This window comes from Allobosea thiooxidans (assembly GCF_900168195.1).
GTDB lineage: Bacteria > Pseudomonadota > Alphaproteobacteria > Rhizobiales > Beijerinckiaceae > Allobosea > Allobosea thiooxidans.
Window position 1 is genome coordinate 183,864 of sequence record NZ_FUYX01000003.1, and the last position, 16,271, is coordinate 200,134.

Genomic DNA, 16,271 nt, shown 5'->3' on the forward strand with positions numbered 1-16,271 from the left:
AGGATGAAGTCCACCCGCCGCAGCCTGCTGATCGCCGGCGCCGCCGCGCTGGCCCTGCCGGCGGTGATCGGCACCCCTGCCCAGGCCATCACCCCGGCCGAGATCAAGGCCAAGGGCAAGCTCGTCGTCGGCATCCAGGGCGACAACCCGCCCTGGGGCTTCGTCACCAGCGCCGGCAAGCAGGACGGCCTCGACGCCGACATCGCCACGCTCTTCGCCAAGGAGCTCGGCGTGCAGGTCGAGTTCGTGCCGCTCGAGGTCAACAACCGCATCCCGGCGCTGACCACCGGCCGCGTCGACGTGCTGTTCGCGACCATGGCGATGCTGCCGGAGCGCGCCAAGGCGGTGCAGTTCTCCAAGCCCTATGTCGCCAACACCATCGTGTTCATCGGGCCCAAGAAGGACAAGATCACCACCAACGAGGACATGGGCCGCTACACCATCGCCGTTGCCAAGGGCGCGGCGCAGGATACGCAGGTGACCAAGAACGCGCCGCCGAACACGGTGATCCGCCGCTATGACGGCGATGCGCCCTCGATTCAGGCGCTGGTCTCCGGCCAGGTCCAGGCGATCGGCGGCAACATCTTCTACATGCAGCGCATCGAGCAGGGCCGGCCCGGCGAATTCGAGAACAAGCTCGAATTCCAGAACCTCTACAACGGCGCCTGCACCCGCCTCGGCGAGAAGGAGATCAACGCAGCGATCAACACGTTCATCGACAAGATCAAGGCCAATGGCGAGCTGCAGAAGGTCTACGACAAGTGGATGAAGGTGCCGGTCCACAAGTTCCCGGACAGCCTCGAAGGCATCACCTTCACGGCAAGCTGAGCCGGCGAAGAAACGGGATCAGGGCCATGAACCAGCCTGCCTCGCAGAGCATCGCTTCGGCGGACACCATGATCGCCATGGCGCATGTCGAGAAATGGTATGGCGACTTCCAGGCCCTGAGCGACATCAACCTCACGGTCCGCAAGGGCGAGCGCATCGTCCTGTGCGGACCGTCAGGCTCCGGCAAATCGACGCTGATCCGCTGCATCAACCATCTGGAGACCTACCAGAAGGGCGAGATTCGGGTCGGCGGCACGCGGCTGGGAGACGATGCCCGGACCATCGACGCGGTGCGTCGCGAGGTCGGCATGGTCTTCCAGCACTTCAACCTGTTCCCGCACATGACCGTGCTGCAGAACTGCATGCTGGCGCCGATGCGCTCGCTGCGCCTCGGCAAGGCGGAGGCCGAAGCCACCGCCCGCCAGCTGCTCGGCCGGGTCAAGATCCTGGAACAGGCGGAGAAGTATCCGGCCCAGCTCTCGGGCGGGCAGCAGCAGCGCGTCGCCATCGCCCGGGCGCTCTGCATGAAGCCGAAGGTGATGCTGTTCGACGAGCCGACCTCGGCCCTCGACCCCGAGATGGTCAAGGAGGTGCTCGACACCATGATCGCGCTCGCCGAGGAGGGCATGACGATGATCTGCGTCACCCATGAGATGGGCTTCGCCCGGCAGGTGGCGGACCGCGTCATCTTCATGGCCAACGGCGCCATCGTCGAGGAAGCGCCGCCGGAGGCGTTCTTCCACAATCCGCGCCATGAGCGGACGCGGAAGTTCCTCGGCGAAATCCTGCACAAGCACTGAAACGCCGCCCGGCCTGTCCGGCCGCCCGCAACGAAAGCGCAATCGATGTCACGCCTCGTCTATGTCCTGAACGGCCCGAATTTGAACCTGCTCGGCAAGCGCCAGCCGCATATCTACGGGCATGAGACGCTGGCCGATGTCGAGCGCGATTGCCGGGCGCTCGCCGGGGAACTCGGTCTGACGCTGCGCTTCCACCAGTCCAACCGCGAATATGAGATCATCGACTGGATCCACGAGGCACGCGAGGAAGCGGGCGGCATCGTCATCAACCCCGCCGCCTTCACCCATACCTCGGTGGCGGTGCTCGATGCGCTCAACACCTTCGAGGGGCCGGTGATCGAATGCCATATCTCGAACGTGCACAAGCGCGAGGCCTTCAGGCACCATTCCTATGTCTCGCTGCGCGCCGACGGCGTCATCGCCGGCTTCGGCACGCAGGGTTACCAGCTCGCGCTCAGGCGCGTCGCCCGGTTGATCGACGACAAGGCCGCGTGAGGACCGATCCGATGTCCCCGGTGAAGATCGCGGTGATGGGAGCGGGGCTGATCGGCAGGCGCCACGCAGCCCATGTGATGGCAGAGCCCGGCGCCGCCCTGTCGGCGATCATCGACCCGGCTCCAGCCGGCAAGGCCTTCGCCGAGGAGATCGGCGTCGCCTGGTATCCGGCCTTCGACGCCCTCCCCGCTGGCGAAAAGCCGGACGGCGTCATCGTCGCGACGCCGAACCAGCTTCATGTCGCCAACGGGCTGGAGATGGTCGCGGCTCGCCTTCCGATGCTCGTCGAAAAGCCTATCGCCGACGGCGTCGAGGCCGCACGCCAGCTGGTCCATGCCGCCGAGGCAGCCGATGCGCCGCTCCTCGTCGGCCATCACCGGCGCCACAACCCGATGATCCGCAAGGCACGCGAGGCGATCGATGCCGGCCGGCTCGGCCGCATCCTGACGCTCAACGGCCAGTTCTGGCTGGTGAAGCCGGAAGACTATTTCGACGTGGACTGGCGCCGCCAGGCAGGTGCCGGGCCCGTGCTGATCAACCTGATCCACGATATCGACCTGTTCCGCTATCTCTGTGGCGAGATCACCGGCGTGCAGGCGCTGAGTTCGAACGCCGTGCGCGGCAACCCGGCCGAAGAGACCGCCGTCGCCCTGCTGCGCTTCGCCAATGGCGCACTCGGCACGGTCAGCGCCTCCGATACCGTGGTCTCGCCCTGGAGTTGGGAGCTGACCACCGGCGAGAACCCGGCCTATCCGCGCCAGGACCAATCCTGCTACCAGATCGGCGGCACGCATGGCTCGCTGACGATCCCGGCGCTCGAACTCTGGAGCCATCCGGACAAGCGCGGCTGGTGGGAGCCGCTCAGGCGCGAGCGCATTCCCTTCACGCCAGAGGACCCGCTCCAGGCTCAGATTCGGCATTTCTGCGCGGTGATACGCGGCGAGGAGGAGCCGCTGGTTTCCGGCCGCGAGGGGCTGGCGACGCTTTCCGTCATCGCGGCGGTGAAGCAGGCGGCGCGTTCCGGCAGGCTGGTCGAGATCGCCGCCGAGCCCGCTCCGGCGAGGGCCTCCGCATGATCAGGGGCACGACGCGGCTGATCGGCCATCTCGGCTTCCCGACCGAGAGCTTCAAGGCGCCGATGATCTACAACCCCTATTTCGAGCGCGAGGGGATCGACGCCGTCGTCGTGCCGATGGGCTGCCGCGGCGCGGATTATCCCGACTTCCTGAAGCTGTTCTTCCGGCTCACCAACGCCCATGGCGCGCTGGTGACGATGCCGCACAAGGTCACCACCACCGGACTGGTCGACGTGCTCTCGCCGACTGCCGCGATCGCCGGCGCCTGCAACGCCGTGCGGCTCGAAGCGGATGGCCGGCTCGCCGGCGACCTGTTCGACGGCGAAGGCTTCGTGCGCGGCGTCGCACGCAAAGGGCGTGCGCTTGCCGGCGCCCGCGCCCTCGTCATCGGCGCGGGCGGCGTCGGCTCGGCGATCGCCGCCTCGCTGGCGAAGGCCGGGGTCGCGGCACTCGGCCTGTTCGACATGCAGGCATCCGCGGCCGAGGAACTCGGACGCCGGCTCGTCGCCTACTACCCTGCCCTGCGTGTCGCCACCGGCTCGAACGACCCGTCCGGTTTCGACATCGTGGTCAACGCCACGCCGCTCGGCATGAAGCCGGACGACCCGCTGCCGCTCGACGTTTCCCGCCTGCCCTCCTCCGCCTTCGTCGGCGAGGTTGTGATGGCGCAGGAGATCACGCCCTTCCTGGCCGCGGCGCGTGCGCGCGGCTGCACGGTACAGGTCGGCACCGACATGCTGTTCGAGCAGATCCCCGCCTATCTGGAATTCTTCGGCCTGCCCACGACCACGGCCGAGGATCTGCGCGCCGTCGCGCGCCTGGCTTGAGAGGAGGCACGCCGTGATTCCATCGATCGCCACCGTCTGCGTCTCCGGCACACTCCAGGAAAAGCTCGAGGCGATCGCCGCCGCGGGGTTCAAGGCCGTCGAGATCTTCGAGAACGACCTGATCGCCTTCCCGGGCTCTCCCACGGAGGTCCGGCGCATCTGCGGCGATCTCGGCCTGACCATCGTGACCTGCCAGCCCTTCCGCGATTTCGAGGGCATGCCGGAGGGCCGCCGCCAGCGCGTCTTCGACCGGGCCGAGCGCAAGTTCGACTTGCTTCAGGAATTGGGCACCGACCTGCTTTTCGTCTGCTCCAGCGTTTCGCCCGAGGCGCTGCCGGGCATCGACCGCCTGGCCGCCGATTTCGCCGAGCTCGGCGAGCGGGCCGGCCGGCGGGGCCTGCGCGTCGGCTACGAGGCGCTGGCCTGGGGGCGGCATGTCTTCGACTATCGCGACGCCTGGGAGATCGTCCGCCGCGCCAACCGGCCGGAGGTCGGCATCGTGCTCGATTCCTTCCATATCCTGGCGCGCGGGCTCGATCTTTCGACGATCGGCACCATCCCGCGCGACAAGATCGCGATGGTGCAGATGGCCGATGCGCCACTCTTGCAGATGGACCCGCTCTCCTGGAGCCGGCATTGGCGCTGCCTGCCGGGCCAGGGCGATCTCGACCTCGCCGGCTTCATGCGTGCGCTGGTCTCGACCGGCTATGACGGGGTTTTGTCGCTGGAGATCTTCAACGACCGCTTCCGGGCCGGTTCGGCCCGCTCGGTCGCGCTCGACGGCCATCGCTCGCTGATCTGGCTGCTCGACGAAACCGCCCGGCAGATCGGGAAGCCGGTGCCCGGCGCGGTGACGATGCCGCCACCCGGGCCGGCGCAGGCGGTCGAGTTCATCGAGTTCGCCGTCTCCGAGGCGGAGCGGCCAGGCTTCGAGAAGCTCCTGCGCGCGCTCGGCTTCACCCGCGCCGGCGCGCATCGCTCCAAGGAGGTCGATCTCTGGCGGCAGGGCGATATCCGCATCGTGCTGAACAGCGAGGCCGACGGCTTCGCCCATAGCTACCAGATCACCCATGGCACCTCGGTCTGCGCGCTGGCGCTGCGCGTGCCGGATGCGCAGGCCGCGATCACACGGGCCAAGGCCCTGCTCGACGTGCCCCATGCCGGCGCGATCGGCCCCGGCGAGCTCGACATCCCCGCCGTGCGCGGCCTCGGCGGCAGCCTCGTCTATTTCCTCGACAAGGCCTCGGCGCTCGGCCGCTGGGCGGAGGTCGATTTCGCGGCGACCGGGGAGGCAGCGGGCGATGCCGGCCTCACCGGCGTCGACCATGTCTCGCAGAGCATGCAGTACGAGGAGATGCTGACCTGGCTGCTGTTCTATTCCTCGCTCTTCGACACGCATAAGACGCCGACCCAGGCGGTGCTCGACCCCGGCGGCGTGGTCCAGAGCCAGGTCATCGAGAGCGGCCTCGACGGCGCGAAAGGCCATGGACTGAGACTGATCCTGAACGGCTCGCAGAGCCATCGCACGCTCTCGGCCCGCTTCATCACCGACTTCTTCGGCTCGGGCGTGCAGCACATCGCCTTCGCGACCGACGACATCGCCGCGACCGTGGCGCGGCTGGTTTCGAACGGCGTTGCCATGCTACCCATTCCCGAGAACTACTATGACGACCTCGAGGCCCGCTCGGAGCTTTCGGCGCAGGAGATCGATGCGATGAAGGCGTTGAACATCCTGTATGACAGCGACGCTGGCGGCAGCTTCCGCCAGGCCTATACGCAGACGCTCGACGGCGGGCTGTTCTTCGAGATCGTCCAGCGCGACGGCTATGCCGGCTACGGCGCGGCCAATGCCGGCATCCGCCTGACCGCACAGGCGCGGCTGGCCCGGCCGATCACCATTCCGGCCCCCGGCCACGGCTGAGGAGAATGGCAGCGCCATGACCGCGAAAGGGCCCTATCGATGAGCCGCCTGATCCTTCCCTATGCGGCTCCGGATGCCGGGCAGCCCGCCTCGCTGCATCCGGACTACCGCTCGACGGTGGCGCGCAGCCCGCAGCAGCCGCCGATCATCATCCCGCAGACGCTGACCGAGGTCACCGGCCCGAGCGACTGGTCACGGCTGATGGGGCCCGCGATGGCCGACCTCACCGCCCAGCACAAGGGCGAACCGCAGGGCCAGCGCATCGTCGTCACCGGCCGCGTGCTCGACGAGGACGGGCGGCCGGTGCCCAACACCGTCGTCGAGATCTGGCAGGCGAATGCCGCCGGCCGCTACATCCACGCCAAGGACGATTGGCCGGCGCCGCTCGACCCGAACTTCACCGGAGTCGGGCGCGTCATCACCGACGAGCAGGGCCGTTACCGCTATGTCACGATCCGGCCCGGCGCCTATCCCTGGGGCAACCACAAGAATGCCTGGCGCCCGGCCCACATCCATCTCTCGCTGCTCGGTCCGGCCTTCGCGACACGGCTGGTCACACAGATGTATTTCCCCGACGATCCGCTGATCGAGATCGACCCGATCGCGAATGCCGTGCCGATGCCCTATCGCCAGCGCATGGTCTCGCGCTTCGATATCGGCACCACCGTGCCGAACTGGGCGCTGGGCTATGTCTTCGACATCGTGCTCAAGGGTCGCGACCAGACGCCGTTCGAGGACGATCATGACGACGATCACTGATCTGGAAAGCCGCAACGCCGCGCCGCGGCAGGACAGCCAGGACCCGTCGATCTTCGGCCAGACGCCCTGGCAGACGGTCGGCCCGTATTTCCATTACGGCCTGCCCTGGAAGGGCGGCGCCGATCTGGTCGGCCCCTCGGAGATGGGCGCCCGCCCCGACCTGATGCCGCCGGAGCATTTCCTGCTCTCGGGCTCGAATGTCTCGGGCACGCCGGAGGGCGAGGTCATCGCGCTCGCCGGCTGCGTCTATGATGCCGATGGCAAGCCGATCGAGGACGCGATGATCGAGATCTGGCAGGCCAATGCCAATGGCCGCTATGCCAGCCCGGACGACGATCGCGCGGATGTCGCGCTCGACCAGCATTTCGTCGGCTTCGGCCGCGCCTCGACCGACAAGGCCGGCGTCTTCCGCTTCCGCACCATCCGCCCCGGCCGCGTGCCCGGCCCCGGCAACAGCCTGCAGGCGCCGCATATCGCGCTCTCGGTCTTCGGCCGCGGCCTGCTGAAGCGCCTGCCGACCCGGCTCTATTTCGCCGATGGCGAGGGCAACGAGACCGACCCGATCCTCGCGCTCGTGCCCGAGGCGCGACGCCACACCCTGATCGCCCAGCGCAAGCCGGACGGGACGTGGCGGCTTGACATCAACCTCGCCGGCGAGAACGAGACGGTATTCTTCGATCTGTAGAGGGCTGCCGGAACCAGGCCGTCATTGCGAGCGCAGCGAAGCAATCCAGGGGGACTGGGTTGAACGGTTCAGTCCGATCCCCCTGGATTGCTTCGTCGCTTCGCTCCTCGCAATGACGGTGGACCGCTGCCACAGCGTCATGCTCGGGCTTGACCCGAGCATCTCAGGACGAGAAGGCGCCCGCTCCCTTTCCGGCAAGAGATTCTCGGGTCTGCGCTGCGCTCCGCCCGAGGATGACGCACTTCAAAGGGCGGCCGCTCAGGCCGCCTTCTTCCTTTCGGCGATCCGCGCGAGATCGGTCAGCAGCCGGCGCGTCGCCTTGAGCCGCTGCTCGACCGTGTCGAAATCGTCGATGAAGACGACGCGCATGTCGGGGCGCACCTTCGCCAGCGTGCCCTGCTTGGCGACGAAGCCGACCAGCCCTTCCGGGTTGGCGAATTCGTTGTTGCGGAAGGCGACGATGATGCCCTTCGGCCCGGCCTCGACCTTCTCGACATTGGCGCGCTTGCAGAGCGCCTTGATCGCGACGATCTCCAGCAGCTGGTTGACCTCCTCCGGCAGTGGGCCGAAGCGATCGACCAGCTCGGCGCCGAAGGATTGCAACTCGGCATCGTCGTCCATGGTTGAGAGGCGCTTGTAGAGCGTCAGCCTCAGAGTCAGGTCGGCGACATAGTGCTCGGGGATCATGACGGGCGCGCCGACCTGGATCGCCGGCGACCATTGCGTCTCGGTCTCGAACTCGATGCCGGCCTTGAGCGCCGCCACCGCCTCTTCCAGCATCTGCTGGTAAAGCTCGTAGCCGACTTCCTTGATATGGCCGGACTGCTCATCGCCGAGCAGGTTGCCGGCGCCGCGGATATCGAGGTCGTGGCTGGCGAGCTGGAAGCCGGCGCCGAGCGTGTCGAGCGATTGCAGCACTTTCAGCCGCTTGTCGGCCTGCTCGGTCAGCTTGCGGTTGGCCGGCACCGTGAAGAGCGCATAGGCGCGCGTCTTCGAGCGGCCGACGCGGCCGCGCAGCTGATAGAGCTGAGCGAGGCCGAACATGTCGGCACGATGCACGATCAGCGTGTTCGCGGTCGGGATGTCGAGGCCCGACTCGACGATCGTGGTCGAGAGCAGGATGTCATACTGGCCCTCGTAGAAGGCCGTCATCACATCTTCCAGCGTGCCGGCGGCCATCTGGCCATGGGCGATGCCGACCTTGCACTCCGGCACCTGCTTGTCGAGGAAGTCCTTGACGTCCGCGATGTCCTCGATGCGCGGCACGACATAGAAGCTGCGCCCGCCCCGGTAGCGCTCGCGCAGCAGCGCCTCGCGAACGATCAGCGGGTCGAAGGGCGTGACGAAGGTGCGCACGGCCAGACGATCGACCGGCGGGGTCGCGATGATCGAAAGCTCGCGCACCCCGGTCATGGCGAGCTGCAGCGTGCGCGGGATCGGCGTCGCCGACAGCGTCAGCATGTGCACCTCGGCGCGCAGTTCCTTCAGCTTCTCCTTGTGGGCGACACCGAAATGCTGCTCCTCGTCGACGATGACGAGGCCGAGATCCTTGAAGTCGACGCCCTTGCCGAGCAGTGCATGCGTGCCGACGACGATGTCCATCGTGCCGTCCTTGGCACCCTGCTTCACCGCCTTCAGATCGGCCGAGCCGACGAAGCGCGAGGCCTGCCCGACCTTGACCGGCAAGCCGGCAAAGCGATCCGCGAAATTGCGGTAGTGCTGGCGCGCGAGCAGCGTCGTCGGCACGACGACCGCAACCTGCTTGCCGTTCATCGAGGCGGCGAAAGCAGCGCGCAGCGCCACCTCGGTCTTGCCGAAGCCGACATCGCCGCAGACGAGCCGGTCCATCGGGCGTCCGGCCCCGAGATCGTCGAGCACGGCATCGATGGTGTTCTGCTGGTCCTCGGTCTCCTCATAGGGGAAGCGGGCACAGAACTCGTCATAGACACCCTCCGGCGGCACCAGGCGCGGCGCATCCTTGAGGGCGCGCGCCGCCGCGATCTGGATGAGCTTGCCCGCCATCTCGCGGATGCGCTGCTTGAGCTTGGCCTTGCGCGCCTGCCAGCCGCCGCCGCCGAGCCGATCGAGCTGGACCTCGGTGTCCTCCGAGCCGTAGCGGGAAAGCAGTTCGATGTTCTCGACCGGCAAAAACAGCTTGGAATCGCCGGCATAATGGATTTCCAGGCAATCATGCGGCGCGCCGGCCGCCGTGATCGATTGCAGGCCGACGAAGCGGCCGATGCCATGGTCGACATGGACGACGAGATCGCCCGGCGCGAGCGAGGAGAGCTCGGCGATGAAGTCCTGCGGCCGCTTGGTCTTGCGGCGCGGCCGGACGAGGCGGTCGCCGAGGATATCCTGCTCGCCGATGACGGCGAGGCGCCCGGCCTCGAAGCCGCTCTCGAAGCCCCAGACCGCGAGCGCCACCGTGCCGGGCTTAAGATCGAAGGCGGCGCGCAACGAGCCCGTCATCTGCACGCTCTTCAGGCCATGATCCTCGAGCACATGGGCAAGGCGCTCGCGCGAGCCTTCCGACCAGGCGGCGAGGATGACGCGCTTGCCTTCGGCCTCCAGCGCGCGGACATGGGCGACGGCGGCCTCGAAGACGCTGCCAGACTCGCCGGCGCGCTCGGCCGCGAAGCTGCGGCCCTGCTTGCCGCCAAGGTCGAGGATCAGCTTGCCCTCGCTGTCGGGCAGCTGGAACGGCGTCAGGCTCGCGACGCCGGAGACATCGACCACGCCGCGCCAATCGGCCGGCGAGAGATAGAGCGCCTCGGGCGGCAGCGGCTTGTAGGGAATGCCGCCTGCCCCGCCTGGCTGCTCCAGCGCCGCCTTCCGGGCGTCGTAATAATCCTTGATCAGGCTGATGCGCTCGCCGACCGCGTCCTCGGCCTGATGGTCGAGCACGACGGGCACGTCGGGCAGATAGGTGAAGAGCGTGTCGAGCTTTTCGGCCAGCAGCGGCAGCCAGTGCTCCAGCCCGGCCGGACGACGGCCTTCGCTGACCGCCTCATAGAGCGTGTCGTCGCGGCCGGGCGTGCCGAAGGTCGAAATGTAGGACTGGCGGAAGCGGCGGATGCTCTCGCTCGTCATCTGCGCTTCCGACATCGGCACGAGATCGAGCCCGCGCAATTGTCCGGTGGTGCGCTGCGTCTCCGGATCGAAGGTGCGGATCGATTCCAGCGCGTCGCCGAAGAAGTCGAGCCGGATCGGCGCCGGCATGCCCGGCGGGAAGAGATCGACGATGCCGCCGCGCACGGCGAATTCGCCGGTCTCGCGCACCGTCGAGGTGCGCAGATAGCCGTTGATGTCGAGCCAGCGCGCCAGCTCCTCGATATCGACCATGTTGCCCGGCGCGGCGGAAAAGCTCTCCGAGGCCACTTTCCCGAAGGCGGGCACGCGCTGGAGCGCGGCGTTGACGGTGGTCAGCAGCAGGCGCGGCCGCTCGCCGGACTTGGTCTTGGCCAGGCGCGAGAGCGTCGTCATCCGGTGCGCCACAATGGCGGGCGCGGGCGAGACACGGTCATAAGGCTGGCAATCCCAGGCCGGGAAGCTCATCACCTCGAGATCGGGTGCAACGAATTGCAGCGCGTTCTCAAGTACCTGCAGGCGCTGGCCGTCACGGGCGATGAAGACGAGCAGCGCCGGCCCCTCGGCCTTCTTGGCGCGGGCGCGGGTCAAATCGGCGAGCACGACGGCGTCGAATCCATCCGGCACTCCGGCGAGCGTCGGCTTGTCGCCACGCTTCAGCGCATCGAGGATGCGGTCGAGCTGGGGCTTTGCGATCTGGCTGGGAGGAGGAATGCTCATCGGAAAGGCGTCATTCTGCCAAAGGGCGTCATTCTCGGGCTTGCCCCGAAAATCTCGGGACGAGCGGGCTCCGATTCAGAGAGGGTCGGGTCAAGCCCGACCATGACGGCCGGCGCCGCACTCACACATGAATCGGCTTGTCATGATGGTGGAAGGCCTTGAGCCGCCGGAACAGCTCTGAATCATAGTTCTCCGGCAGGGCGATCTCGCCGGTGATCCAGCCGAGCAGGTCGCGATCCGGCACCTCGATCAGGCGTTCGAACTCATCGAGCTCGGCATCGTCGAAGCCGGCGATGGCCTCGTCGGCGAAGCGGCCCATGATCAGGTCCATCTCGCGCATGCCGCGATGCCAGGCGCGGAACAGCACCTTGCGGCGGCGCGGGTCGAGATCGGCGCTGGAGCGGGTCGAACCGGACATGAGGACCTCGGGCGAGAAAACCGTGGGGGACGGCGCAATGGCAAACGAGCCGGCCCCATCGCGGAGCCTGCTTATGCAGGTTATATAGCGACGCAACCCGGCGGAGTCAGCGGCCGAACCGCCGCGATCTTCGCGCTCCTGACAGTTTCGCGAGACGATTTGCGCCCTTCCGTCCTCGATCCGCTCTTCGCCCCCGTCACCACGCTCTCCGGCGTGGGGCCGAAGCTCGGCAAGGTTCTCGACCGTTTCCTCGGCAGCGAAACGCAGGCCGCGCGCGTGGTCGACCTGATGTTCCACCTGCCGAGCGGCGCCGTCGACCGGCGGCCGAGCCCGTCGATCGCCGACGCGCCGATCGGCGACATCGCGACCTTCACCGCCCGGGTCAGCGAGCATCGCGCCGCCCCTGCGGGCAAGGCGAAGGCGCCCTATCGCATCATCGTCGAGGACGAGACCGGAGACGTCACGCTGGTCTTCTTCCACGCCGATTCCCGCCATCTCGCGCAGAACCTGCCGATCGGCGCCTACCGGATCATCTCGGGCAAGCTCGAGCTCTGGGAAGGCATGCGCCAGATGGTGCATCCCGAGCGCGTCCTCGATCCCAAGCTGGCTGCCAGCCTGCCCGCCTTCGAGCCGGTCTATCCGCTGACCGAGGGCATCGGCGCGCGCGTGATGATGCGGATCGTGCAGGCGGCGGCCGAGCGCTGCCCGGAGATGCCGGAATGGCAGGACCCGGCCTTCCTCGCCAAGAGCGATTTCCCGCCCTTCCGCCAAGCGGTCGAGGCCCTGCACCATCCTGCCGATCGCAAGGCTGCCGAGGGTGACACCGTGGCACGCCGGCGCATCGGCTATGACGAATTGCTGGCGAGCCAGATCGCGCTCGCGCTCGTCCGCCGCCAGCAGAAGAAGATCGCCGGCCGGGCCACCAGCGGCGATGGCGGGATTCGCTTCCGCATCCAGTCCGCCCTGCCCTTCGCGCTGACCGAGGGCCAGCAAAAGGCGATCGCCGACATCCATTCCGACATGGCCAAGCCCGAGCGGATGCTGCGCCTCCTCCAGGGCGATGTCGGCTCCGGCAAGACGGTGGTCGCGCTGATGGCGATGGCGGCCGCTGCCGAAGCCGGCCGGCAGTCCGTGCTGATGGCGCCGACCGAAATCCTCGCCCGCCAGCATGCCGAGAGGCTGGCGCCGCTGGCCGAGAAGGCGGGCTTAAAGCTCGCCCTGCTGACCGGGCGCGAGAAGGGCGCCGGGCGCCGGCAGGTGCTCGAAGGGCTCGCGAACGGCTCGATCGACATCGCCGTCGGCACCCATGCGCTGTTCCAGGAGGGCGTCGCCTTTCATGACCTCGCGCTCGCCGTGGTCGACGAGCAGCACCGCTTCGGCGTGCACCAGCGCCTGCTGCTCGGATCGAAGGGCGAGGCCGTCGACGTGCTGGTCATGACCGCGACGCCGATCCCGCGCACGCTGGCGCTGACCTGGTTCGGCGACATGGATGTCTCGATCCTCTCGGAGAAGCCGGCGGGCCGGAAGCCGATCGTGACCCGCGCCATCTCCTCCGAACGCTATGACGAGGTCGTCGGGGCGATCGGCCGGGCGATCGAGAGCGGAGCGCAGGCCTATTGGGTCTGCCCGCTGGTGCAGGAATCCGACACGCTCGACGTCGCCGCGGCGCAGGAGCGCTACGAGGCCCTGCGCGAGATCTTCGGCGCGAAGGTCGGGCTGCTGCACGGCCAGATGCCCGGCCGCGAGAAGGACGCCGCCATGGCCGGTTTCGTCGCCGGCGATACGCGCATCCTCGTCTCGACCACGGTCATCGAGGTCGGCGTCGACGTGCCCAATGCCAGCGTCATGGTGATCGAGCATGCCGAGCGCTTCGGCCTCGCCCAGCTCCACCAGTTGCGCGGGCGGATCGGACGCGGCTCGGCCGCCTCGACCTGCCTGCTGCTCTACAAGGGCCCGCTCGGGCCGATCGCCGAGGCGCGGCTCACCATCATGCGCGAGACCGAGGACGGGTTCCGCATCGCCGAGGAGGACCTGCGGCTGCGCGGCGAAGGCGAGGTGCTCGGCACCAAGCAATCCGGCTCGCCCGACTGGCGCATCGCCCGGCCGGAGACCGATGGTGACCTGCTGGCGGCGGCGCGCGACGATGCCCGGCTCCTGATCGAGCGCGATCCGCATCTGGAGACGCCGCGCGGCCAGGCGATCCGGGCGCTGCTCTATCTGTTCGAGCGCGACGTGGCGATCCGGCTGTTGAGGGCCGGCTGAAGCGGCTTTCAGCCTTTCCCGGCAGTGGCATTCGCAGCGGCCGGAACGCGGGCGATCACTTTGATCTCGAAATCGAAGCCCGCGAGCCAGGTCACGCCGACGGCCGTCCAGGCCGGATAGGGCGGATCGCCGATTTCCGTGGCTCGGACGGCCAGCATCCTGTCGAACTGCGTCTGCGGGTCGGTGTGGAAGGAGGTCACGTCGATCACGTCGTCGAAAGTCGCGCCCGCAGCGGCCAGCACTGCGCGCAGATTGGCGAAAGCGCGCCGAACCTGATCCTCGAACACGGGTTCGGGTGTTCCGTCCTCGCGGCTGCCGACCTGTCCCGATACAAAGAGCAGATCGCCGGAGCGGATGGCGGCCGAATATTGATGGACGTCGTAGAGGGCGTGGCGGTCGGCTGGAAAAATGGCGTCACGTTTGGCCATGGCATTGCCTCATGGAATCTTCGAATGAGAAATTGGCTTGAAATCCCGCCGGATTTCGCTTGGCGGGCCGACGGGTGAGCATTCAGAGCCGTGCGAGTTCCGCCTCGGTGAAGTCGGCCGCGACCGAGATCTCCTTCTGGCTGTCGAGCTCCGCGATCCGGCCGCTGAGCGCTTTCCGAATGCCGTCATAGGCGTCGGCGCCGAGCACGAGGCGCCTTGGAAGCGGCCCCTTCTGGTCGGCGAGCGCGATCATCGCCGCGGTCACCCGCTCGGGATCGCCCTTGACCACCCAGGAGCCGCGAACTGCCGCGCGGGTCTGGCCGACCGGTGTCTCCTCATAGGCAGCGATGGCTTCGGCATGGGCGAGATTGCCGCCGAACTCCGTACGCGTCGGGCCGGGCTCGACCAGGGTGAGCTCGATGCCGAAAGGCGCGACTTCGAGCGCCACGGTCTCGACGAAGCCTTCGATGCCCCATTTGGTCGCGTGATAGAGACCGAGGCCCGGATAGACGATCTGCCCTCCCTCGCTGGAGAGTTGCTGGATCCGGCCGCCGCCCTGTTTGCGCAGATGCGCCAAGGCGGCCTGGATCAGCGTGATCGAGCCGATGAGATTGGTCGCGATGATGTCGCGGACCTGCTGGTCGCTCACCTCCTCGGCTGCACCGACGAGACCATAGCCGGCATTGCTGACGACGATATCGATACGGCCGCGTTGTTCGAAGGCACGGTCGACCGCAGCGCGCACGGAACCCTGATCCCTGAGGTCGAGCGCGATGATGTGCAGGCGCTGCGGATAGCGCTCGCGCAGATCGGGAAGCGCATCTGCCTTCCGGCTGGTTCCAATGACGCTATCGCCGCGCGCCAGCGCCTTCTGCGCCAGAATCCGGCCGAGCCCGGACGAAACACCGGTTATGAGCCAGGTTTTCTGCATATCCCACACCTCCCGATTTGACACCGGTATGAGATAGAGGAGAAGCATTGTTTGGATTAGACGCTTAAATCCGCATGGGTTGATGCTGGATCGCCATCAATGAATCGCCCTTCGCTCAACGACCTCACCGCCTTCGTGGCCGTCGCGACCCGCCGCAGCTTCCGCCATGCGGCGGATGAGCTCGGCATGGCGCCGTCCACCCTGAGCCATGCGATGCGCGCCCTCGAGGAGCGCATGGGCGTGCGCCTGCTCAACCGCACGACGCGCAGTGTTTCACCGACCGAGGCGGGTTCGAGCTGCTCGGCCGGCTTCAGCCTGCACTCGCCAACCTTGACGATGCTCTCGACAGCATCGCGACGTTCCGCGGCAGCGTGGCCGGAAACGTTCGGATCAACGCGCCGCGGCTGGCGGCGGGACTGCTCGTCCGCGAGGTGCTGCCTTTGATGGCCGAGCGGTTCCCGGGCGTGGTCGTCGACATCGTCGTGGAGGGACGGCTGGTCGACATCGTATCGGCTGGCTTCGATGCCGGCGTGCGCCTGGTCGGATCGATCCACAAGGACATGGTCGCCGTGCCGCTCGGCGCCGCGATCAGCTTCATCTGTGTCGCGTCGCCGGCCTATCTCGAACGCTTCGGCGAACCGGGCAGCCCGGAGGAACTGGAAAGCCATCGCTGCATCGGCCACCGGATGCCCAGTGGCAAGCTCTATCGCTGGGAGTTCGAGCGGGCCGGACAGGAGCTGACGATCGAGGTGGGCGGACCGGTCATTCTCGACGACGAGGAGTTGATGGTCGACGCTGCGATCAACGACCTGGGCATCGCCTATGTCGCCAGCCCGGCCGCCGAGAGGGCCTTGGCCGGGGGGCGCCTGCGCCAGGTCCTGACTGCCTGGACGCCGGCTCCGGAAGGGGTGGCGGTCTATTATCCGGGGCACCGAGCGGTGCCACCGGCGCTGCGGGCCTTTCTCGATGTCGTGAAGACGCTGCAAAGATAGCCGCTAGCAATCCCGATCAAGCGCGGCTCTCTTGCCTCC

Annotated in this window: 13 protein-coding genes and 1 pseudogene; 10 read left to right on the plus strand and 4 right to left on the minus strand. The window is 67.6% G+C overall.

The window, feature by feature from the left end:
• Nucleotides 1-3 precede the first annotated feature (3 nt).
• From B5Y19_RS06755 to pcaG, 8 genes are all read left to right on the plus strand, one after another.
• Nucleotides 4-828 carry a transporter substrate-binding domain-containing protein gene (locus B5Y19_RS06755; protein WP_411914146.1) on the plus strand — a complete coding sequence of 275 codons (825 nt, stop codon included), beginning with the start codon at nt 4-6 and terminating at the stop codon, nt 826-828.
• 68 nt (nt 829-896) lie between these two features.
• Nucleotides 897-1,628 carry an amino acid ABC transporter ATP-binding protein gene (locus B5Y19_RS06760; RefSeq protein WP_139384305.1) on the plus strand — a complete coding sequence of 244 codons (732 nt, stop codon included), beginning with the start codon at nt 897-899 and terminating at the stop codon, nt 1,626-1,628.
• 45 nt (nt 1,629-1,673) lie between these two features.
• A complete protein-coding gene (gene aroQ, locus B5Y19_RS06765; RefSeq protein ID WP_055726931.1) occupies nt 1,674-2,123 on the plus strand; it encodes a type II 3-dehydroquinate dehydratase in 450 nt (149 codons plus the stop codon).
• Nucleotides 2,124-2,134: 11 nt separating this feature from the next.
• Nucleotides 2,135-3,199: a Gfo/Idh/MocA family protein gene (locus B5Y19_RS06770; RefSeq protein ID WP_055726930.1), complete on the plus strand. Its 1,065-nt coding sequence runs from the start codon at nt 2,135-2,137 to the stop codon at nt 3,197-3,199.
• Nucleotides 3,196-4,026 (plus strand): shikimate dehydrogenase family protein, encoded by an 831-nt coding sequence (locus B5Y19_RS06775; RefSeq protein WP_055726929.1) that lies wholly within the window; start codon nt 3,196-3,198, stop codon nt 4,024-4,026. Before B5Y19_RS06770 ends, B5Y19_RS06775 begins: the two co-directional genes overlap by 4 nt.
• Nucleotides 4,027-4,039: 13 nt before the next feature.
• Nucleotides 4,040-5,947 carry a bifunctional sugar phosphate isomerase/epimerase/4-hydroxyphenylpyruvate dioxygenase family protein gene (locus tag B5Y19_RS06780; RefSeq protein ID WP_079591271.1) on the plus strand — a complete coding sequence of 636 codons (1,908 nt, stop codon included), beginning with the start codon at nt 4,040-4,042 and terminating at the stop codon, nt 5,945-5,947.
• A gap of 39 nt (nt 5,948-5,986) precedes the next feature.
• Nucleotides 5,987-6,706 (plus strand): protocatechuate 3,4-dioxygenase subunit beta, encoded by a 720-nt coding sequence (pcaH, locus tag B5Y19_RS06785; protein WP_055726927.1) that lies wholly within the window; start codon nt 5,987-5,989, stop codon nt 6,704-6,706.
• A complete protein-coding gene (gene pcaG, locus B5Y19_RS06790; RefSeq protein ID WP_055726926.1) occupies nt 6,690-7,391 on the plus strand; it encodes a protocatechuate 3,4-dioxygenase subunit alpha in 702 nt (233 codons plus the stop codon). The genes pcaH and pcaG overlap by 17 nt, the downstream gene beginning before the upstream one ends.
• Nucleotides 7,392-7,649: 258 nt before the next feature.
• On the opposite strand, the gene mfd is transcribed toward pcaG, so the two are convergent.
• Nucleotides 7,650-11,201 carry a transcription-repair coupling factor gene (gene mfd, locus B5Y19_RS06795; RefSeq protein WP_055726925.1) on the minus strand — a complete coding sequence of 1,184 codons (3,552 nt, stop codon included), beginning with the start codon at nt 11,199-11,201 and terminating at the stop codon, nt 7,650-7,652.
• A 121-nt stretch (nt 11,202-11,322) separates the two neighbouring features.
• Nucleotides 11,323-11,619, minus strand: coding sequence for an FAD assembly factor SdhE (locus tag B5Y19_RS06800; RefSeq protein ID WP_055726924.1), 297 nt, complete (start codon nt 11,617-11,619; stop codon nt 11,323-11,325).
• A 159-nt stretch (nt 11,620-11,778) separates the two neighbouring features.
• Here B5Y19_RS06800 and recG point away from each other — a divergent pair, with 159 nt between their 5' ends.
• Entirely contained in the window at nt 11,779-13,881 is a 2,103-nt protein-coding gene (gene recG, locus B5Y19_RS06805) for an ATP-dependent DNA helicase RecG (protein ID WP_055726923.1), read from the plus strand.
• A gap of 8 nt (nt 13,882-13,889) precedes the next feature.
• Here recG and B5Y19_RS06810 read toward each other — a convergent pair whose 3' ends face one another.
• Together B5Y19_RS06810 and B5Y19_RS06815 are read right to left on the minus strand one after the other, a co-directional pair.
• Complete coding sequence (locus B5Y19_RS06810) at nt 13,890-14,309, minus strand: RidA family protein (protein WP_055726922.1); 420 nt, start codon at nt 14,307-14,309, stop codon at nt 13,890-13,892.
• 82 nt (nt 14,310-14,391) lie between these two features.
• Nucleotides 14,392-15,240: an SDR family oxidoreductase gene (locus B5Y19_RS06815; protein ID WP_055726921.1), complete on the minus strand. Its 849-nt coding sequence runs from the start codon at nt 15,238-15,240 to the stop codon at nt 14,392-14,394.
• Between the two features lie 99 nt (nt 15,241-15,339).
• Between B5Y19_RS06815 and B5Y19_RS06820 the strand changes: the two are divergent.
• Nucleotides 15,340-16,232: pseudogene (locus tag B5Y19_RS06820) on the plus strand (LysR family transcriptional regulator).
• Nucleotides 16,233-16,271: the final 39 nt, after the last annotated feature.